This is a genomic window from Haladaptatus sp. QDMS2 (assembly GCF_029338295.1).
In the GTDB taxonomy this organism is placed as follows: Archaea; Halobacteriota; Halobacteria; order Halobacteriales; family Halococcaceae; genus QDMS2.
This window is the reverse complement of the sequence record NZ_CP119791.1, coordinates 1,013,353-1,032,060: the sequence shown is the minus strand read 5'-3', so window position 1 is coordinate 1,032,060 and position 18,708 is coordinate 1,013,353. Positions and strand designations below refer to the sequence as shown.

22 protein-coding genes are annotated in these 18,708 nt (G+C 62.6%); 7 read left to right on the top strand and 15 right to left on the bottom strand.

Annotated features, from left to right (window positions below; all coding sequences use genetic code 11):
* The first annotated feature begins 15 nt into the window (after positions 1 to 15).
* The gene (locus P1M51_RS05735; RefSeq protein WP_276247224.1) at positions 16 to 516 is read left to right on the top strand and encodes a thioredoxin family protein; all 501 of its coding nucleotides are present in this window, start codon (positions 16 to 18) and stop codon (positions 514 to 516) included.
* Positions 516 to 1,223, top strand: a complete 708-nt coding sequence (locus P1M51_RS05730; RefSeq protein ID WP_276247223.1) for a cytochrome c biogenesis CcdA family protein — start codon at positions 516 to 518, stop codon at positions 1,221 to 1,223. The genes P1M51_RS05735 and P1M51_RS05730 overlap by 1 nt, the downstream gene beginning before the upstream one ends.
* A 2-nt stretch (positions 1,224 to 1,225) precedes the next feature.
* Here P1M51_RS05730 and P1M51_RS05725 read toward each other — a convergent pair whose 3' ends face one another.
* The gene (locus tag P1M51_RS05725) at positions 1,226 to 2,677 is read right to left on the bottom strand and encodes a PH domain-containing protein (protein WP_276247222.1); all 1,452 of its coding nucleotides are present in this window, start codon (positions 2,675 to 2,677) and stop codon (positions 1,226 to 1,228) included.
* Positions 2,674 to 3,168 (bottom strand): PH domain-containing protein, encoded by a 495-nt coding sequence (locus P1M51_RS05720; RefSeq protein ID WP_276247221.1) that lies wholly within the window; start codon positions 3,166 to 3,168, stop codon positions 2,674 to 2,676. The genes P1M51_RS05725 and P1M51_RS05720 overlap by 4 nt, the downstream gene beginning before the upstream one ends.
* Positions 3,169 to 3,357: 189 nt before the next feature.
* On the opposite strand from P1M51_RS05720, the gene P1M51_RS05715 reads away from it, so the two are divergent.
* Together P1M51_RS05715 and P1M51_RS05710 are read left to right on the top strand one after the other, a co-directional pair.
* The gene (locus P1M51_RS05715) at positions 3,358 to 3,816 is read left to right on the top strand and encodes a DUF6069 family protein (RefSeq protein WP_276247220.1); all 459 of its coding nucleotides are present in this window, start codon (positions 3,358 to 3,360) and stop codon (positions 3,814 to 3,816) included.
* A 32-nt stretch (positions 3,817 to 3,848) separates the two neighbouring features.
* Complete coding sequence (locus P1M51_RS05710; protein ID WP_276247219.1) at positions 3,849 to 4,493, top strand: helix-turn-helix domain-containing protein; 645 nt, start codon at positions 3,849 to 3,851, stop codon at positions 4,491 to 4,493.
* A gap of 198 nt (positions 4,494 to 4,691) precedes the next feature.
* Here P1M51_RS05710 and P1M51_RS05705 read toward each other — a convergent pair whose 3' ends face one another.
* The 7 genes from P1M51_RS05705 to P1M51_RS05675 form a co-directional block, all read right to left on the bottom strand.
* Positions 4,692 to 5,666 carry an aldo/keto reductase gene (locus P1M51_RS05705; protein WP_276247218.1) on the bottom strand — a complete coding sequence of 325 codons (975 nt, stop codon included), beginning with the start codon at positions 5,664 to 5,666 and terminating at the stop codon, positions 4,692 to 4,694.
* 30 nt (positions 5,667 to 5,696) lie between these two features.
* A complete protein-coding gene (locus P1M51_RS05700) occupies positions 5,697 to 6,752 on the bottom strand; it encodes an ABC transporter permease (protein WP_276247217.1) in 1,056 nt (351 codons plus the stop codon).
* A complete protein-coding gene (locus P1M51_RS05695; RefSeq protein WP_276274873.1) occupies positions 6,745 to 8,517 on the bottom strand; it encodes a PrsW family intramembrane metalloprotease in 1,773 nt (590 codons plus the stop codon). Before P1M51_RS05695 ends, P1M51_RS05700 begins: the two co-directional genes overlap by 8 nt.
* On the bottom strand, positions 8,514 to 9,389 hold the full coding sequence (locus P1M51_RS05690) for an ABC transporter ATP-binding protein (RefSeq protein ID WP_276247215.1): 876 nt from the start codon (positions 9,387 to 9,389) through the stop codon (positions 8,514 to 8,516). The genes P1M51_RS05695 and P1M51_RS05690 overlap by 4 nt, the downstream gene beginning before the upstream one ends.
* Positions 9,390 to 9,490: 101 nt before the next feature.
* Positions 9,491 to 9,724, bottom strand: coding sequence for a transcriptional regulator (locus P1M51_RS05685; RefSeq protein WP_276247214.1), 234 nt, complete (start codon positions 9,722 to 9,724; stop codon positions 9,491 to 9,493).
* Positions 9,725 to 9,916: 192 nt separating this feature from the next.
* Positions 9,917 to 11,257, bottom strand: a complete 1,341-nt coding sequence (locus tag P1M51_RS05680; RefSeq protein WP_276247213.1) for an aspartate aminotransferase family protein — start codon at positions 11,255 to 11,257, stop codon at positions 9,917 to 9,919.
* A 52-nt stretch (positions 11,258 to 11,309) separates the two neighbouring features.
* A complete protein-coding gene (locus P1M51_RS05675) occupies positions 11,310 to 12,584 on the bottom strand; it encodes an MgtC/SapB family protein (protein WP_276247212.1) in 1,275 nt (424 codons plus the stop codon).
* Between the two features lie 83 nt (positions 12,585 to 12,667).
* Here P1M51_RS05675 and P1M51_RS05670 point away from each other — a divergent pair, with 83 nt between their 5' ends.
* On the top strand, positions 12,668 to 13,843 hold the full coding sequence (locus P1M51_RS05670) for an AI-2E family transporter (protein WP_276247211.1): 1,176 nt from the start codon (positions 12,668 to 12,670) through the stop codon (positions 13,841 to 13,843).
* Positions 13,844 to 13,888: 45 nt separating this feature from the next.
* On the opposite strand, the gene P1M51_RS05665 is transcribed toward P1M51_RS05670, so the two are convergent.
* Positions 13,889 to 14,164: a PadR family transcriptional regulator gene (locus P1M51_RS05665; protein ID WP_276248475.1), complete on the bottom strand. Its 276-nt coding sequence runs from the start codon at positions 14,162 to 14,164 to the stop codon at positions 13,889 to 13,891.
* A gap of 249 nt (positions 14,165 to 14,413) precedes the next feature.
* Here P1M51_RS05665 and P1M51_RS05660 point away from each other — a divergent pair, with 249 nt between their 5' ends.
* The gene (locus P1M51_RS05660) at positions 14,414 to 14,695 is read left to right on the top strand and encodes an amphi-Trp domain-containing protein (RefSeq protein ID WP_276247210.1); all 282 of its coding nucleotides are present in this window, start codon (positions 14,414 to 14,416) and stop codon (positions 14,693 to 14,695) included.
* 156 nt (positions 14,696 to 14,851) lie between these two features.
* Here P1M51_RS05660 and P1M51_RS05655 read toward each other — a convergent pair whose 3' ends face one another.
* The 5 genes from P1M51_RS05655 to P1M51_RS05635 form a co-directional block, all read right to left on the bottom strand.
* On the bottom strand, positions 14,852 to 14,998 hold the full coding sequence (locus P1M51_RS05655) for a hypothetical protein (protein ID WP_276247209.1): 147 nt from the start codon (positions 14,996 to 14,998) through the stop codon (positions 14,852 to 14,854).
* A 38-nt stretch (positions 14,999 to 15,036) separates the two neighbouring features.
* Positions 15,037 to 15,966, bottom strand: coding sequence for a DUF1028 domain-containing protein (locus P1M51_RS05650; protein ID WP_276274872.1), 930 nt, complete (start codon positions 15,964 to 15,966; stop codon positions 15,037 to 15,039).
* 40 nt (positions 15,967 to 16,006) lie between these two features.
* Positions 16,007 to 16,375, bottom strand: a complete 369-nt coding sequence (locus tag P1M51_RS05645; protein ID WP_369685118.1) for a hypothetical protein — start codon at positions 16,373 to 16,375, stop codon at positions 16,007 to 16,009.
* Between the two features lie 185 nt (positions 16,376 to 16,560).
* Positions 16,561 to 17,013 carry a DUF6691 family protein gene (locus P1M51_RS05640; RefSeq protein WP_276247206.1) on the bottom strand — a complete coding sequence of 151 codons (453 nt, stop codon included), beginning with the start codon at positions 17,011 to 17,013 and terminating at the stop codon, positions 16,561 to 16,563.
* Positions 17,010 to 17,507: a YeeE/YedE family protein gene (locus P1M51_RS05635; RefSeq protein WP_276247205.1), complete on the bottom strand. Its 498-nt coding sequence runs from the start codon at positions 17,505 to 17,507 to the stop codon at positions 17,010 to 17,012. Before P1M51_RS05635 ends, P1M51_RS05640 begins: the two co-directional genes overlap by 4 nt.
* A gap of 141 nt (positions 17,508 to 17,648) precedes the next feature.
* Here P1M51_RS05635 and P1M51_RS05630 point away from each other — a divergent pair, with 141 nt between their 5' ends.
* The gene (locus P1M51_RS05630; RefSeq protein WP_276247204.1) at positions 17,649 to 18,665 is read left to right on the top strand and encodes a zinc-binding dehydrogenase; all 1,017 of its coding nucleotides are present in this window, start codon (positions 17,649 to 17,651) and stop codon (positions 18,663 to 18,665) included.
* Positions 18,666 to 18,708: the final 43 nt, after the last annotated feature.

Genomic DNA, 18,708 nt, shown 5'->3' with positions numbered 1-18,708 from the left:
CACCAATACTCAGGCATGGACACAACCCGGCGACGATTTCTCGCGACCGCCGGGCTCGCCACAGTGGGTGCGCTCGCAGGCTGTACCGGTGGGTCGCGAGAGGCTGCCCTGACGCTCGATACGCTCGCGGTCGGGTCACTCGACGGTGGCCCGCTCCGCGTCCAGCCGACGGACCGACCAGTGTTGCTCGATTTCTTCGCAACCTGGTGTGCGCCGTGTAAGCCCCAGATGAGTGACTTAGCCGAGATACGCAGTCGCTACGGCCCAGACCGCCTCCACATGCTGTCGATAACGTGGGAACGCGACGCGGAGGTCGTTCGAGCCTTCTGGGAAGAGTACGGCGGCACGTGGCCGACGGCGCTCGACCCGGACGTGCAAACCGGTGAGCACTACGGGGTCAGTAACCTCCCGACGCTCCTCGTGTTCACTGCCGATGGCGAAGAAGTCTGGCGACACGTCGGCCTCGCCAGTCTGCAAGCTATCGACGACGCCGTCCGCCGCGCCGGAGTCGCGTGATGGTTCTCGAAGACCTGCGACTCGGTTTCGCCTTCACCGCGGGCGTGCTCACCTTCTTCGCCCCGTGTTCGTACCCGCTGCTCCCCGGCTACGTCGCCTACTATCTCGGCAGTGGAGACGACGCTCCGCAGTCGACTGGACGACGGCTCCAGCAAGCGGTGCTCGTCGGGTCACTCGTGAGTGCCGGCTTCTTTCTCGTCTACGCCGCGCTCGTCGGCCTCGTGGTCGCCGTCGGGACGCAGGCGTTCACCAACATCTCTCTCCTCGAACTCGTCGTCGGGAGTTTGCTCGTATTTCTCGGCGGAGCGATGGCCCTCGGAAAGACGCCAACTCGCCTCCACCTGACGATACAACTGCCAGCGCGAACGCGGTCTTCGACCGGGTTCGTCCTGTTCGGCGTCGTGTACGCGGGGGCCGCCGCCGGATGCACAGCCCCACTGTTCATCGCCGTCTCGCTGTCCGCGCTGGCTGCTGGACCCTCCACTGCCGTCGTGACCCTCGCCGCCTACGCCGCCGGGATGAGCGTGCTCATGATTCTCGTGACCGCGCTCTCCGCTCTCGGACGCGAGACATTACTTCGCCGTCTCTCGCGTAACGTTCGCGGAGTCACCCGCGCAGCGGGCGTCCTGCTGGTGCTCGCCGGCCTCCTGCAAATTTACCTGTTCCTGTTCGAATTCGATGGTCTGCGCATCCTCGGCCTCGGGTGACGCTACCCGCGAACTCGTCGCGCTCGCAGCGAGGCCTGGAGTCGGTCTGCGACCACGTCTCTGAGCGTCGCAGCCGTCGCCGCGTCGATGTCGAGGGCACGGGCGTTGCTGCCGATGATGCTCCGAGCGCCCGCGGTGTCCACCGTGAGCGTGGCTAGGTCGCGATAGCGCTGGAAGATGGACGCGCTCGTCGCCACCGTCTGAACGCGATAGTATGGGACGATTTTCGTCGTTCGAACCCAGAACCCAGCCTGCGTGAGGACGTAGTCGTCTGTGAGCGCGTAACCCCGGTTCTTCCACTGGTAGTGGGCTGCGACTGGCGTAAGCGGAATGCCGAGCAACGGCACCCACCATCCGATTTCAAATCCAGAAAATCGAATGACGGCAAACAGCACGCCGGTCAACGCCAGCAACGCGAGCGTGTACCGCACGGCGTACCGCTGTCGGGCGCGTTTCGGCGGTCGCTCGAACGTCGGGTCACCAAAGGGTTCGATTGTCTGGGCGAGCGATACGACGCGGTCTTTCGGTGCGAGCGGGACGGCCGCCTCAGACCCGAGAGTCGTTCCCTGTCCCGGTGCGTACCCGGCCGTCTCGACACCGAGCGTGGCGTGGTCGACGAGTCGCTGAACCAGATTCTCTCGAATCGTGAGCGTCTGCACCTTGTCGAGGGGAATCGTCCCGTCGTAGCGCTGGAGCAGGCCTCGTTCGTACCGCAGGTCGCCGTTCGCCCGCGACAGGCGGAAACCGTAGTAGTTCGCGATGGCCGCGGCCCCGCTGGTGACGACCGAGAGCACGATGAGGGCGATGATGCCGAGCGGAGCGGCGAGGATGAACCCGGTGACAGGGTCGGTCACGATGAATCGCGAAAGGGAGGGGACGACGACCGGCACGGCTACGGTGAGAATGGGCACGAATCGTAAATCGAGCGAGACGAGACCGAGGAGGGCGAGTTCTCGCGACGAAATTTCGTAGAGGAGCGTCGAGGCAGGGGCTTCTTCTGTGTCGTCCACAGCGCCGCGTTTCAACCGACCGACCTCGTTAACGAGACGTCGTGCCGCGTCGGTGCTCACGTAGCGCAGGTGCGCTTCGGTCGAACTCCCGCCTGCGGTTTCGACCCGAACTTCGGCGATGTCGAGGGCGCGTTGAATCAGGTTGCGGTGAATATCGACGTTCTGGATGCGCCGGAGCGGAATCTCCCGGTTCGTCCGGGAGAGGACCCCCGAGGTGATGTCGAGTGAGTCCGCGGTGAGTCGATACTCGAAGCGCTGATAGTAGCGAACTTGATACCCGACGAGGACGAGGAAGCCGAGGCCGAACAGTCCCGCCAGAACTGCGGTGCCGACGCTCATCCCGAACATCGAGACGGACCCGAATCCGGCGAAGATGAGAACCCAGACGAACCCGCTCGCGACCCGCAGAAGCCGGTAGGGAATCGAAAGCGGACTGAGTTTCATACGGCGTCCTCGGGTTCCGCGTCGATGGCCAGTCGCTTAAGCTGGTCTTGCAGGTCGTCGGCTCCGGTCGGTGTGAGGCCGGGAATAGTCACGTCCGCGCCACGTGACCCGGCCGTGTACACCACCGAGGTTGCGAGTCCCGCGAGTCGCTCGACCGGGCCGCGACGAGCGTCTACGTGCTGGACGCGGACGAACGGGACGACGGTCTTGACCCGGGTGAAGACACCGCGTTCTAAGTACAGGTGGTCGTCGTAGAGGGCGTACCGCCACCGCCGATACCGAGCGACAGCGAGCACGCTTCCGACGACAGTCAGCACCACGAACACTCCCGCGGCGACGAGGCCTGTCCGGGTAGTGAGACCGGCGAAGAAAGCGGAAACGACACCGGCGAGTGCGGCGAACACGAGTGCGCCGACCACCGACTCTGCGATCCACACCACCTGCACCCGCGGATGAAGGCTGCGCAGTGTGACCGTCGTGTCACCGTCCATTGGTTGGTGTTGCGCCGGCATCGCTTATAAACGTACGGCGGACTGTCCTCGCCGTGGTCTGGTCGGCTTCCGCCAGACAATCTCCATCTGCTGACTCTCCAAAAAAGTGGTGAATTGTGGTTCTTCGTCCCGTCTATCCCGCAAATTCGAGAGGTAGACTTAATTCTTTCGGATGCCTGTAGATAGCATATGGCAATGCGAGACGATTCTGCCGCGCCCACCAGCGATTTCGCGCGGCTAGACTACCTCTTTCGACTCGGTGTCTTCGTCGTGGGCGCCGTCATCGTGGCGACGACCATCGTGAGAGGTATCGCCGGTGCGTTCGGACTCGTCCCGCCGACGTTCGCGCCGCTCGCGTGGTCACAGGTCATCGGCGTCGCCGTACTCGGGTCCGCCGGCGGCGTGTTCGTCTACGCCATCCTCGACCGGTACACCGACCGCCCCAGGCGAAATTTCGTCGTCGTCGCCCTCGCGGTCCTCATCCTTTCTACCGCCCCGCTGTGGCTCGCACAGCAGTTAGCGGATGCGACGATGGCCGGAGTGGCCGTCCTCGGGGTGTTGCACATCGTGGTCGCGTTCGTCACCGTGTTCCTGTTGCTCCGAATGGACGAGGACGACCCCGTCTCGACCAGCCCGCCGCCTGAGTAACGTATTTTTTCTATCCGGCCGATATACAACGGATGAGTGTCATCGCCGAGTTTACTATCCCATACTCCGAGTTCAATCTCGGCACGGTCTTGCACACGGATTCGGAGATTCACATCGACTTAGAACGCATCGTCCCGACGTCTGAAAAGGTGATGCCGTTTTTCTGGGCGTCGGGTGGCAATCTGGAGGCGTTCGAGAACGAAGTCAGGGAGAGTCCGGTCGTCGCGAACCTTTCTCGTCTGGATGCCGTGAGTGGCTCAGCGCTCTACCGCGTCGAGTGGACAGAGCCAATCGAGAGCCTCGTCCACGGAATCGCCGAGTCAGAAGCGACGATTCTCAAAGCGAACGGAAACAGAGAGTGGCTGTTCCACCTGCGGTTTGGCGACCACGCACACCTCTCGCAGTTCCACGAGTACTGTCTCGAACACGACATTTCGATAGACCTGTCCCGGGTGTACACCCTCGCCGACGGTGGCCAGGAGCCACCGCACGGACTGACCGCAGACCAGCGAGAGACCCTGCTGCTCGCACTCGAACACGGATATTTCGACGTGCCGCGCGCGGCGACGCTCTCAGAGATTGCGAACACCCTCGGAATTTCCCAACAGGCGGCCTCGGAACGAGTCCGTCGTGGGGTGAAAAGCGTACTCTCATCCGTGCTCGAAGAACGTAGCTAATAAACTGCCTGAAATAACAAGCAACGCTAGCAAGTCCATCCCCGCCAACCCTCACATGTCGGGTGTGATGGTGGCAACCAGCCACCGCGCGTGGGGTAGCGTTGAACCCGACTGCTAGGGAAAAGGGGACGCTGTCCGGGGGTCTTCGGGGCTTCTCTCGGAGACCCACGCCGTTCCTCGTCGTTCTCCGTTGTGTTCTTATTGGTGACCAGACACCCGAACTGGTTGGTACGGCTCCTCTAAGTATTCCATCTCGCTGGCAGAAAGTGAGATGTCGAGGGCTTCGACCGCTTGCTCCAGGTGTTCGACGCTCGTCGTCCCGACGATTGGCGCATCGACCCAGTCTTTGTGCAGCAGCCACGAGAGCGAAATCTGCGCCATAGTCACGTCTTTCTCCGCCGCCAGTTCCTCCACCCGTTCGTTGACCTCCTTGCCGCCACCTTCGAGATACGGGTGGCGACGGGCGTGCTGGTCCGACTGCCCGCGCGTGGTGGCGTCGAACTCGACGTGCGGCCGGGTGAGATAACCGCGGGCGAGCGGGCTCCACGGGATGACGCCGATGTCCTCCTTCTCACAGAGCGGGAGCATCTCGCGTTCTTCCTCACGGTAGAGCAGGTTGTAGTGATTCTGCATCGTGACGAACCGATCGAGTCCGAGGCCGTCGCTCGCGTGGAGCGCTTCGGCAAACTGGTGGGCCCACATGGAACTCGTCCCGATGTAGCGCACCTTCCCGCGGCGAACTGCGTCAGAGAGCGTCGCGAGGGTCACGTCGATGGGCGTATCGTCGTCCCATCGGTGGGTCTGGTACAGGTCTATCGTCTCCATTCCGAGACGGTCGAGACTCGCCTCCAGTTCCTGTTCGATGGCCTTTCGCGACAGGCCCGACGAGTGAGGGTTCGACTCGTCCATCTCGTGGAAGACCTTCGTCGCGACGACGTTCTCCTCGCGTCGGCCCTCCAGTGCCGTGCCCAGAATTCGTTCTGATTCGCCGACCGAGTACATGTTTGCCGTGTCGAAGAAGTTGATGCCGAGGTCGATTGCCCGGTCGATAATCGGGAGGCTCTCCTCCTCCGTGAGCACCCAATCGCGCCACTCCGGGGTGCCGAAACTCATGCACCCGAGACACAATCGACTGACTTCCATCCCGGTCGAACCGAGTGTCGTATACTCCATGTGAAACCCTCACAGACGAGCACCAAAAAACTACAGTCGGTCTGTCCCAACCGCCGCGACGCCCGCCCGGATTCCGCCGAGGACGAGGACACAGCAGATGACGGCCCCGCCCACGGTGGCGAAGGTAATCGGCGCGGCACTGTCGATGGCGAGCCGGGCCACCGTCGTCGAGGGGTGTTCGGGCAGGAACACGAGGCTCCCGAAGAACAACAGCAGTGCCGTCGAGTAGGCGAGTTGCGACCGCTGTCGGTCACCGATGAGAATCGATATCGCGGCCCCACCGCTCACGACGAGCAAGGTGAGGGCGGCCACGAACGCGAGCAACAGCGGAACGTGTGCGATGGCGATGCCGTTGAACGTGAGCAGGGCGAGCCACAGGAGCACCTGTGCCGGGGCGAGAACCGCCGCAGCGAGCAGTTTTCCGTCCACGATGTCGACGATGGTGAGCGGCGCGACCCGAAGCAGTTCGAGGGTTCCGCGCTCGTTCTCCTCGGTTATCGAATCGACCACGAGCGACCCGCTGATGAAGACGGGGAGGAAACAGAGGAGGGGCAACAGAATCGTGTACGTGAACCCGAAGTACGGACTCGCGGACACCTCACGCGGAAGCGAAATCGGCCGGTTTTCGAGGCTCTGCTGGCGCGCGACCCGCTCCGTTCGTTCGAGCGTTTCGAGCGTCTCGCGTACCTGTGTGACGATTAACGTGCTCCGCAAACTCCCCCGCGGGACGACGGTTTCGACCACGATTCGCCCGTCGTCGCCGTAATGTGCCAAGAGGATGCCATCGAGGCGACCGATTTCGAAGTCGCTTTCGGCCCGCTCGCGCGAGTCGTAGTGACGGAATCGACTCCCGTCCACCTCTCGAATTGCACCCTCCACGCGGTCGCTCGCGTCGCCGGCCACGCCAAAGGTGACGACCTGCCCGTCGGAGACGCTGCCGGGGGCGTACAGCGAGACGAGGCCCACGACGAGGAACGACGAGAAGGCGGCGATGAACAACTGAATGAGCAACGCGAGGACGATGGTCTTCTCGCTCTTGATGGCACCCAGTTCGCGCCGGGTGATGGCGAGGCGTGGGTCAGCCAAGTTGCATCACCACCGTGAGGTTGTACACCGTGTGGACGAAGATGGCCACGCCGAGCGCGACGGCGTACGAACGCGCCCCTCGCGCCGCCCCGATGGCGGAAATCGTCGCGGTGACGACGTGGAGTACGAGGGGAGCCAGCAGGAAGCCGAGCAAGACCAGTCCGCTCGTCTCCACGCCTCCCGCGAACGCCACGTTCCCCAGTCGGAGTTCGGGAAGGCCGACGATTTGGCTGACGAGCGTGAGTTTCTCGGCGAGGAAGAAACCGACCCCAGAGAGCGTCCCGAGGATGAGCGAGAGTTTCAGGCGGCGGTCGAACTTCGCGCTCTCGAACCCGGCGAACACGTGGATGCTCTTCGCAATCTCCTCGACGAGCGCAATGGCCACGAGCAACACTGGAATCGAGAACGAAACCGGGAGCGCGAACAGCGTGGCGACGGCCAACAGCTCGGCGACGAACACGAACGGGATGAACAGAATCGAGAGGACGGCGATAGAGCGCCGCCCCGAGATACGACTCGAAATCGCGTCGAGCGCCTTCAGGTGGACGGGTCGCTGCGTGAACATGTCTTCTTCGCGGTAGATGCCCACGCCGAGCGTGAACAAGACGAACGCGGTGAGATAGAGCGGGAGCGTCGCAAAGGCGTACTCACCGGCCGTAATTGCTTGCGATTGCAGGTCCCGGACGACGAGCGTGAGCGGCGAAATGAGCGCGATGGCGTTCAGGTCGGTGAAGATGGCCGGAACGAACGCGTACGTGGTGAGAAACACGCTGATGGCCACCGTGACGAAGGTGAGTTCCTTGAACGACCGGGCGAACATTCCGGCGAGGAACGTCGCCGCGAGGAACACGAGCGCGAGCGGGATGACCGCCGTTATCGAAATCGGGCCGCCGCCGATGGCGAGCGCGATGACCGTCGTTATCGCGAGCGAGGCGAGGAAGTACGGGAGCGTCTTGCCTGCGACGATGTCGTAGCGCGACACCGGCGAGACGAGCAACAGGACCCCACGACGGTTCACGCGCTCTTTGAGTATCGAACTGCCGTAGGCCTGAATGACGAAGTTCATCGGCAGGACGAACAGGAACGCGAGGGCGAGCGACTCGAAGGGGAACGGCGGCGCGATGTCGCTCGGCGTGTCGCCTGACCCACCTCCGAGCAGGCCGTCTGCTAGCGGTGGCTGGTCGCCAGGCAGTGGCGTGTTGCCCCCGTCACCGCCACCACCGCCGGCGGCTGGCGTCTCCGTTGCGCCGCCGGGCGACTGCTGGTTTTGGGTTGGTTCGTCGGCCGTCTGCTGGCCCTGTCCGGCAGAACCGGGCACGACCACTTCGCCCCCGGCGCGATTCACGTAGGTGATGTTCACGGCGACGGGGAAGGCCGCGGAGCGGTTCCCCTCGGTCGCCATGAGGCGGTCGTTGTATCCTTCGACCGCCCGCCTGAGTTCCGCGAGTGCAGCCCGGCCCTTCTGTGTGTCACGGTAGCCGACGCGGCCGTCTTGGATGAGCAGGTCGAACTCTTCGTCACTCGTCGGGTCGTGGATGGCGAACGTCGGGTCTGCGGCGACCGGCCCGTAGTAGGGACTCGATTCGTCCACGCCGACGCGGTAGATGCCCCGGTCGAGGGTCACGCCGTGGCTGACGGCGGCCATGGAGACGACCACGAGCAGGACGATGGCGACGACGCCAGCGATGGCGGTTCGCCGGTCGATGCCGCCCGCCCCCTTTGTCACTTCCCAGCGCGCGATGCGCAGGAGTTTGCGCGGGTTCACGACGGTGGCTCCCGCTTTGCCAGCGTGAGGAAGATGTCTTCGAGGCTCGGTTCCTCGGTTCGCAGGTCGAGTATCTCGCCGCCTTGGGCCTGTGCTTCCTGTCGAATCTCGTCGACTGCGGCCATGCTGTCCACGACGGTCAGGTGACGGTTTCCATCTGGTTCCGAGTCGGGGACCGGGACGGAGGTGTAGACGTGATACGCGGTCTTGCCGTGTTGCTCGCGAATCTCCGCGACAGACCCTCGCGCCACGATGCGCCCCTTGTTCATGATGACGAGGTGGTCGCAGATGCTTTCGACGTGATAGAGGTTGTGCGCGCTGAAGACGACCGTCTTCCCCTGTTCGCTCAGGTCGCGGGTGAATTCGAGGACGTAGTTCGTCGTGAGCGGGTCGAGCCCGCTCGCCGGTTCGTCGTAGATGAGCACGTCCGGGTCGTTCACGAGCGAGCGGGCGATGGCTACCTTCCGGCGCATCCCCTTCGACATATCGCCGAGTCGGCGGTCGCGGTAGTTCAAGTCGAGGGCGTCGAGCGTCTCGGCGATGCGCTCGTTCGCCACGTCGCGGGGCACGTCGTAGAGGTCCGCGAAGAATCGAAGATAGGAGTTCGGCGTCATCTCCTCGTAGAGCGGCGACTCCTCAGGCAGGTAGCCGAGTCGACGCCGCATCGCCGGGTCGTTCGCCTGCATTCCCGCGACGGTGGCGCTGCCGCTGGTCGGTTCGAGCAGCCCGGCGAGCATCTTGAGCGTCGTGGTCTTCCCTGCACCGTTCGGGCCGATGATGCCGAACACCTCTCCTGGTTCGACCGAAAAGTCGCTTCCCTCGACAGCAACGAATCCGGCGTATTCTTTCCTGAGGTCACGGACCCGTATCATTCAACTGGACTGTACGGACGGGAAGACAATGTAGCTTTGCTACAGGAAACCGTTCCACCCCTCGCAAAAAACACGTGCCGCACCGCGAAAGTTGTTCTCGATTATCGTACGACCATCATGTCGGATACGTAGTGGAGATCTTCGCCGATCTCCTCACCCTCACAGTCCTCTGTCGGGCATCGATAGTACCACCCATCTTTTGTTGCACGTCGCTCGGCGAAGCGCTCACCGCACTGGGAACAGAACAACTGCGCGTCAGAGCAGTTGTCCTGGTGGAGCTGCAGGTCCAGTTTGCTGGTGAACGTCCGCTTGCAATTTCGGCACGTGTGAACCATGAGTTAGGCATACGTGCGAGAGGTAATAGAAACTCCGTTCTGTAATCCGACACAGTATGTCTGAACCTAACACACCCTAGTTTCGAGAGACAGGTACTCTGTATGGCACGTACACCTATTGTTCCAAAACACACATATAAAGGAAATTAATATTTTCACGGGTCGGTGACAGTCGCGTTTTGTGACGCGTCGTTAGGCCGCGTCGATTGCCTCGAGCAGGAGGTCCGCGGCGAGCGCCATCTCGCGCTCGGTCACGTCGAGTGGCGGGAGCAGACGGATGGTCTTGTACCCACAGCCGAGGATGAGCAGGCCGCGTTTCAACGCCTCCTTAATCACGGCGTCGCGGCGGTCCCGGGTATCGAGTTCGACGGCGAGCATCAGGCCGAGTCCGCGCACGTCAACCACCTTCTCGTTGGCCGCGTCGGCGAAGTGTTCTTTCAACTGTTCGCCGCGCGCGGTGGCGTTGTCGAGCAGGTCGTACTGCTCGATGGCGTCGAGTGTGAGTGCGCCCTGCATCGAGCCGAGAATGTCGCCCGCTCCCCAGGTCGATGAAATGCGACCTTTCTCCGCCGGGAACACGTCGGAGCGCGAGACGGTGGCACCGACGCGAAGCCCCTTCGCGCAGGTGATGACGTCGGGCGTGATGGGATAGTGGTCAGACGCCCACAGTTTCCCGGTGCGGCCAATCCCTGACTGGATTTCGTCTGCGATGAGCGTGATGTCGTACTCCGCACAGACGTCTGCGATTTCCTGCATGAACGCCTCGCTCGGGATGTTGTAGCCACCCTCACCCTGGACGGGTTCCATAATCAGGTAGGCAACCTCTTCGGGGTTGATGTGCCCTTTCTTGGGGTGGAGGCGACGACGCAGCGAGGAGGTGTCGTCGGTGAAGAAGCCACAATCGCAGGTGTCCGCCGTGCAACTGCGGTCAGAACAGAACGGTGCGTCGTGGATGCCCGCAACCTCTGGGTAGTGGCGGCGATAGACCTCCTTCGACCGGTTGAGCGAGAGTGCGCCGAGGGTGCGCCCGTGGAACGCTCCCTGGAAGGTGAGCCCGTATTTCGCGCCGCCGCTGTTGTCGTAGCAGATTTTGATGGCGTTTTCGACGGCCTCCGCCCCGCTGTTCGAGAGGAACACGGTGTCCATGTCGTAGTGGGCGGTCAATTCGGTCAACTTGTCCATGAGCACCGCTGGCCCGGGAATCTGTGGGTCGTCGGGCGTTCCGCTCCCGGCGACGTAGAAGTCTTGCCCGGCGATTTTCATCGGGTCTACCAGGTCGAATCGCTCGAGTTTGTCCATAATCTTCGGGTTGTTGTACCCGAGCGGGGCGGCCCCGACGTGACTCGTGAAGTCCATGAGAACGTTGCCGTCGACGTCGGTACAGAAGGGCCCTTCTGCCTCCGCAGTGATATCCCAGACAAAATCGTAGACGTACGTACTCGGCGCCGCCGTTTGCTGGTGGTATTTAACCCATTGCTGGGCGCGTTTCCCGGGCAAATCGCGGACCTGTGGTCGAGCAGTCTCTCGGTCCATGAGTTTACTGCGCAATCCCCCGTTAAAAAGATGGTTACGTTTGCGGCGAAATTTAGAACGTCACGAGCGCGGTCATGAGCGTCGCCGCGACGAGTAGGACGCCACTCCAGAAGCCGACGCGCATCGCGAACTTTCGACTCGGCCCGAAGGCGACGAGTCCGGCCTTCACGACGATACTCGACGCCGTCGCGAGCAGAATCGCGATAATCGCGGTATTGTAGTCGAGGCCGCCGGTCCGGTACAGCACCACCGTCGACGTCGTGACACCCGCACTGGAGACGAGCCCAGAGAGGATGGCCGTGACGTAGAATCCGATGGTGCCGAACTGTGCTTCGGCGAGGCCGCCGGCGACGATGATGACGAGGAACATCGCGCCGAATCCGAGCGCGTTGCGAAGGGAAAACGGGTTGTCGAGTTTCATTTCGACTTTCTGCGACCAGTCTGCGGTGTAGGCGGCGACGAGCACACTCCCGAGGATGACCGCGCCAAGCGGCACAGCCGCACCCACGAGGACGCGGTCCGCTGAGAGCGTAAAGCCAATCGCAATGACGAGATTCCTGAGCGCCATCGCGGCGTCGGCGAGGAGGATGGCCGCCACTGCGTAGGAGGCGGCGTCGGGGCGCTGGCGTACGTGGTCCATCATCGTCCCGACGACGGCCGTAGAGGAGGCGAGACCGCCGAAAAATCCGGTCACTGCGATGCCACGGCCGCCGTAGCTCTTGACGATGGCGTAGTTTGCAATGCCGATGCCGGCCACGGTGACGACCATCAGCCAGACGACTTGCGGTTCCGCGGCGATGCGGGTTCCGTTGAGGTCGAAGCCGATGGGGTCGCTCGGTAATAGCGGGAAGATGACGAACGCGAGGATGGCGAACTCGGAAGTGGACCGAACCTCTTCGCGGGAGAGTCCCCACGCGAAACTGTGGAGTTCGCGCTTCAACACGAGCAACAGCGACGAGAGGACGGCCACCGTCACCCCTTCGATGATGAAGCCACTCGCGACGAGCGACCCGACGCCGTAGGCGACGAGCATCGACGTCGAGGTGGTGAGCGAAAGCCCCTTGTCCTCGTCCCGTAGGCCCTGGACCGCGAGTAAGACCCCCTGGACGATGATGAGCAGGCCACCGACCACGAGCAGGAGTTCCCGGTCGAGAATCGTGAACACCGCAGCGAGCAAACTAATCAGTGAGAACGTGCGAATACCGGCAGACTTCTGAGACCACTCGCGTTCCAACCCGAGAAACATGCCGAGCGCCCCGGCGAGCGCGATGCGTACCACCGTGCTGTCGAGTGGAGCAGCTCCAATCTGCGCGACGAAATCGGTCACTGCGTGAGGTTTCGCCCCACGTGCCTAAAATTCTCCGGCCTGCCCCACGAACGTTTATTCACCAGGCCCGCAAACGGGGAGCCATGGTCGCCTCGTCTGTCTCTCGTTCGCGGGCCGCCTGGTGGGCCGTCGGTGCCATCCTCGGGGCCGCGTTGCTGTTCGTCCTCTACTCGTTCATCGGGACGTTCGTCTTTGGCATCTTCATCTACTACGCGACCCGCCCCATCTACGACCGCCTCAAAACTCGCATCTATCCCCGGTCGCTCGCGGCATTCGTCGCGCTGTTCACCCTCGCGTTGCCGGCGTTGCTGTTGCTCGCGTATTCTGTCGCCATCGGTCTTCAGGAGGTGAACGCCATTCAGGATTCGGTGGAACTCGGCCCGCTATCTACGGCCGTCGAACCCTACCTGGACGTTTCGAGCGTGGTCGACGACCCCGTCAGCTACATCGAGAGCGACACTGGCATCGAAACGCTGCGAGGCATCATGGACCAGGCACTCGACTACACTGGATTCATCGGGAACCTGCTTCTCCATCTGTTCGTCATGATTGCGCTTGCCTTCTACCTGCTCCGAGACGGCCACAAACTCACGCGCTGGTGCCAATCTCGGTTCGGGGACGAACGTGGCGTCCTCGACTCCTACCTCAAGAACGTGGACCAAGACTTCCACAGCATCTTCTTCGGGAACATCCTTAACGCCGTGTTGACCGCCATCATCGCCGTCCTCTCCTACTCTGTCCTCGACTTCATCAGCCCGCCGGGCCTTGCCATCCCCTACGCCGCGCTCATCGGCCTGCTCGCGGGCGTGGCGAGTCTCATCCCCGTCGTGGGCATGAAGCTCGTCTACTTCCCGGTGACGGCCTATCTCGCGGTCATGACCGCCGTCTCTGAGGAACCGCAGTTCTGGTTCGTCGTCGTGTTCGCCGCAGTGTCGTTCGTCATCGTGGACACGCTTCCAGATTTCGTCCTGCGGCCCTACGTTTCCGGGCGCAACCTCCACGTCGGAGCCGTGATGTTCGCCTACATCTTCGGGCCGCTGCTGTTCAGCTGGTACGGCATCTTCCTCGGCCCCATCTTGCTCGTGCTCGTCGTCCACTTTGCGCGAATCATCCTCCCGGAACTCATCTCCGGGACTGAAATCAAACCCTACGCGGTGGACCCGACCTACCTCACCGACGCCCGCAAGTCGAAGCAACCAACCACAAAAGCGGACGCATCCACGGACGGCGGGACGACGTCTGGCCAGTCAACTGACTGAGCACGACGGGTGAAAAACAGCGAGATATAGGGGGACCGAACTGCGTTATTCTTCGACGTAGCGCTGTTCCCAGTCGGCACGCGCGTCGATTTCGCGGCGGCCGCGCCGGGTCAGCGTGTAGAAGTTGGTTCGACGGTCGCGCTGCCCTTTCTCGACGAGGCCCTTGTCGACGAGCGTGTCGAGGTTCGGGTAGAGGCGCCCGTGGTGAATCTCCTTTTCGTAGTACTCTTCTAACTCTTCTTTGATGGCGAGACCGTGGGGGTCTTCGCTGCCTGCAATCACGTAGAGGAGGTCTCGCTGGAATCCTGTCAAATCGTGCATCGGTACTTTCATTCAGACATATTGAGCCGAACAGGATAAACATATCGGGTGGAGAATGCCCGGAACATACGGCTCTTCTTCTTGCGTTTTGGAACGATTCGAGAAATTATTTGATTCCTGATGCGTGGGTGAAAAGGTTCGGACAGGATATATGGGGAGTTCAGCAGAATGTCAGTGTCGTGTACGAATCAAGACAGAAATCCATCCTATCCGCGGGACTTATCGACTCGCCGCACGTATAGCCCCTCGATGCCAGAAGAAGTGCTGTTTAAGTCAGAACAGAAGCAGACCCGAGAAGAAATCGCGGCCTACCTGCGAACGGTGGCCGACAAACTCGATGCCGGTGAAGAGTTTTCGCTCAGCGCCGGTGGCGAGTCGGTTACGATGAACCCGCCCGCGCGGGTCACGTTCGAGGTGAAAGCAGAGCGTGAGACGTCTCGCGGCGCGAAGCAGGGCGAACTCAGTATCGAATTCGAACTCGAGTGGGACGAAGGCGCGACTGACGAAGACTCGTCACTCTCGATCTCGTAGTATTTTTCAAAAGGTAAGCAACACCCGAGGGAGCAGCCCCCGGGTATGCTTGCCGCCCTGAATTGGTCCCCGCTGACGCTTCGGCCCTCCAATCGAAGCGTCAACTGGATAAATCGTGCAATATTACTTAAAGATACCGGAACCGGTCCGAACAGCCTATATATACTCCTCTTCGAGCACCCAGCCGAGTGCTCGCTTGTAGTAGGTGAACATCTGTTTGACCCCCTGGTGGTTCATATCCTCGTCGTCGAGTTCTTCTTTGAGAAATTCGTACTGCTCGCGAATCTCCGCTTCAGAGCGCATATCGCTTCGTAGCACAGGCCCACAAAAGAAACTGCTGCCTACACGCGGTCGAGTCGAGAGAGCCCGTGCCAGAGGGCGTCCACGAGTCGCGTCTCGCCTTCGCCGCCCGCCTTGTCCCAGCCGCGAGCGAGTGCGTCTTCGATGACGACGAGGTCGTGATTCTCGAAGTTGTTCATGCCGCGGAAGCGTTCGAGTGCCTTGCGCTCGGGTTCGCCGAACGTCTCGCTCGGCGTTCCGTCGTAGAGGTCGAGGTCTGCAAGCGTTTCGGCGACGGCGCGGGCCGTCTCGCCCGACAGTGTCTCTGTCTCTTCGGGCGCTTCCCGCGCGAGGAGCGTGATGTCGTACAGGCGGAAGATGCGCTCCAGTTCGTCGATTGGCGTCTCGTGGTCGTCCACCCGCACGTCTACCCAACGGTCGTTCTTGCCGTCGTAGCCGCCTTCCGGCTTCGCGATGTACAGCGCGGCGCTCTGCTCGCCGCGCTTGTCGCCGCCCGCGTCGTTCCCGGCGTGCAGCGCGGCGAGCAGTTTCTCCGGGAGGCCACCCCCCGTCTCCTCGATCACCGTGGCCATCGCGGTCAGCGTCTCCTCGCTCACGAGAATGTTCCCCTGCACCGAGTAGTTCTCCCCCTGCAAATCGCCCGCGTAGTCGAAGCACTCGCCGCCCGTGAACGCCGCCACGGTACCGTCCTGTCCGACGACGCCCACCTGCCGGGATTCAGCCTCGTCGTCGGTCGCGGTCAGTTGCTCGACGACGGCTTCTGCTGGCTGCCCCTCACGCAGCAAATCGAGGCCCTCGGGTCCATAGGCGACGTTCGCAAAGCTCTGCGTGGCGATCGCTCCAGCATCCGCGCTGACGAACGGGACGACGGAGCCGACGCTGATGAACTTCGAGTGGACGGCGACCCCGACCGCGTTCGTGTCCGGGTCGCGCGCGACGATAGAGAAGGTGGACGGCCGTGGTTGTGTCATGGTGTCACCCCACGGCTGGCAGGCGCAAAAGCGTTCGCCGTCAGCCCTGTTTTCGCGCCGTGAGTGGCTGTCGGGAGACCAGCGTGCAGTCGAAGTTGGGATGCTCCACGAAGTGTCGCAGGAGCATGTGCCGTCGTCCGCCGGTGAGCCCCGACCGGTTCAGGTCTTCGGCGGTGAACTCCGCCGGGAGTCGGTCGTAGAGTCGTTCCAGTTCGCGATAGGTGTCGAACACCTTACTGTGGCCGGTCGAATTCGCGCCCCGCCGGGCGACGACGTACGACCCATCCTCGCGGTAGGTCCCCGAGGTGTAGACGTACTCGCGGGTCTCCGTGAGCGCCTCCTGGAGCGCGTCGCGCAGCCGGCTGGCTGTCGCTCGGTCTAGAACAGTCGGTTCATTATTTACGTGCAGGACGGCGCCTTCCGGCGTGCTCGTCACAGAAACAGTGTCATCGCGGGAGAATTTCTCGACCAGCCGCCTCACGGCGACTTCGAGTATCCTCTGGAACGTCGTAGGTGAGTGATTCACTCGACATTGTATTCCCCCGTAGGCGAGGACCCCGTATAAATCCTGCCGGTCGGACAGTTCTCGACTGCCTACCCGCCCGCTGGTTGCTCACTGCTCCGAATCGTCTTCCAGTAGCCCTGGAGATACGCGCCGACGAACATCCCGATGAACGCCAGCAGGATGGGATAGTTCCCGATACCGAGACTCGCGTAGCCAGCGCCGGGGCAGATACCAGAAAGGCCCCAGCCGACGCCGAAGACGGTGCCACCGACGACTACGTCGCGGTCCATGTCCTTCACCCGGCGAGTGTACGCTCGACCGGTGAGCGGGGCATTCCCCAGGAACTGGACGGCGAGAACGACGGTTAGCCCGGAGACGATGGCGGCCCCGCCCATCACGAACAGGAGGCCGAAGTCGTCGAGCAGGAGAAAGTCGAGGACGACTTCGGGCTTCGCCATGTTCGAGAGCGCGAGGCCGAAGCCGAAGACGAGGCCGCCGACGAAGATGACGGGAATGAACAGCGGGTGACGCTCGTCGCTCATGGCGGACTCACCCCCACGGCCTGCACGAGGTGGGCGATGGCGATGGCCACGAGCAGGAAGATGGTGACGTTCGTAATGGAGGTCCGTGAGCGCGACCCGACGCCGCAGACGCCGTGGCCGGAGGTACAGCCCTTGCCGAGGCGCGTGCCGATGCCGATGAGCACGCCGCCAAAGAGGAGTCGCCACCATTGGACGCCCGTGACCCAGATGCCGTCTTGAAACAGCAGCGCATAGACCGCCGCACCGAGGACGATTCCGACCGTGAAGACGACCCGCCAGTCGCGCGACTGGACGTAGTCGAATCGGTTGAACGGTTGCAGGTCGGAGACGTACGACAGCGACGATTCGAGGAACGTGCTCGCGCCGGCGTGGATGCCGGTCGCGAGGTAGATGGTGGCGACGCCCACACCGATGAGGATGCCACCGAGGGCGTAGGGGACGATGCCTCTCGGGAAGAGGGAGCCGAGGTCTGCTGCGAGCTGAAGTGCGTACATGGATGCGGTGTTCGGTAGGGGCTGTTACGGGCCCATACAGATAGCTGACACGGGTAGATGCACGAGTAACTCACGACCGGACCACGCCCAGAAATTGTCTCCTCCCGTACGGCTAAGGGGGCGAAGCGGTATGCTCAGTGCATGCGCGTTGCAGCATTCAATGAACTCGTCGGGTCGGACGGCGTGGGCATCGTCGAACGACCGTCTCCAGTCCCAGGACCGGGCGAAGCGCTCATCGACGTCGAAGCGTGCGCCATCAACCGCCACGACCTATGGATTCTCGAAGGTGACTCCGCGATGGTCGACGCCGACGACCTCCCATTCGTAAGCGGCCTCGACGTAGCCGGTGTCGTCAGTAAGGTTGGCGAGGGCATAACGAGCGTCGAACCCGGCGACCGCGTCGTCCTCTGCCCGAACGAAACCTGTGGGACGTGCCAGTTCTGCCGCGAGGGACCGGAAAACCTCTGTGAACAGTATTCGCTGTACCACGGTGGCCTGGCGGAACAGGCGCTCGTCGAGGTGGACCGACTCGTCGAACTGCCGGACAACGTGGAGACGGCGACGGCCGCCGCGATTCCGACCGCCTACATGACTGCTTTCCACATGCTCAAACGCGCCGAAGTCGGCCCCGGAGACCTCGTGTTCATCCCCGGTGCGACCGGCGGCGTCGGCGTCGCAGGCGTGCAACTCGCCGCAATCTTCGGCGCACAGTCTATCGGCACCTCCTCCTCACAGGAGAAACTCGACCAGTTGGACGAACTCGGACTCGACCACGCGATTCGGGGAACCGACCCCGAAGCACTCGAATCGGCCGTCTCGGCCATCGGCACGCCCGATGCCGTGTTGAACCACCTCGGCGGCCCCTACACCGACCTCGGCCTCTCCGTGCTCCGCCGGGGCGGCCGGATGGTCGTTTGTGGGCGAACGGCGGGGAACACCTCCGACATCGACATCCCTGACCTCTTTCTCGGACACAAGCGCGTCATCGGGAGCACGATGGGGACGCAGGGAGACCTCGAACGACTCGTTTCGCTCGTGGCCGCTGGCGAACTAGAACCGGAAATCGACGACACCTATCCACTTGCAGAAACCGGCGCAGCGTTCGCCGCGATGCAGAATCGGAATGCGGTCGGAAAACTGGTCGTCACGCCAGAATAAAACGTCTCTCCCTGCCACCACGTTTTACCTTTCGGCGGACGAA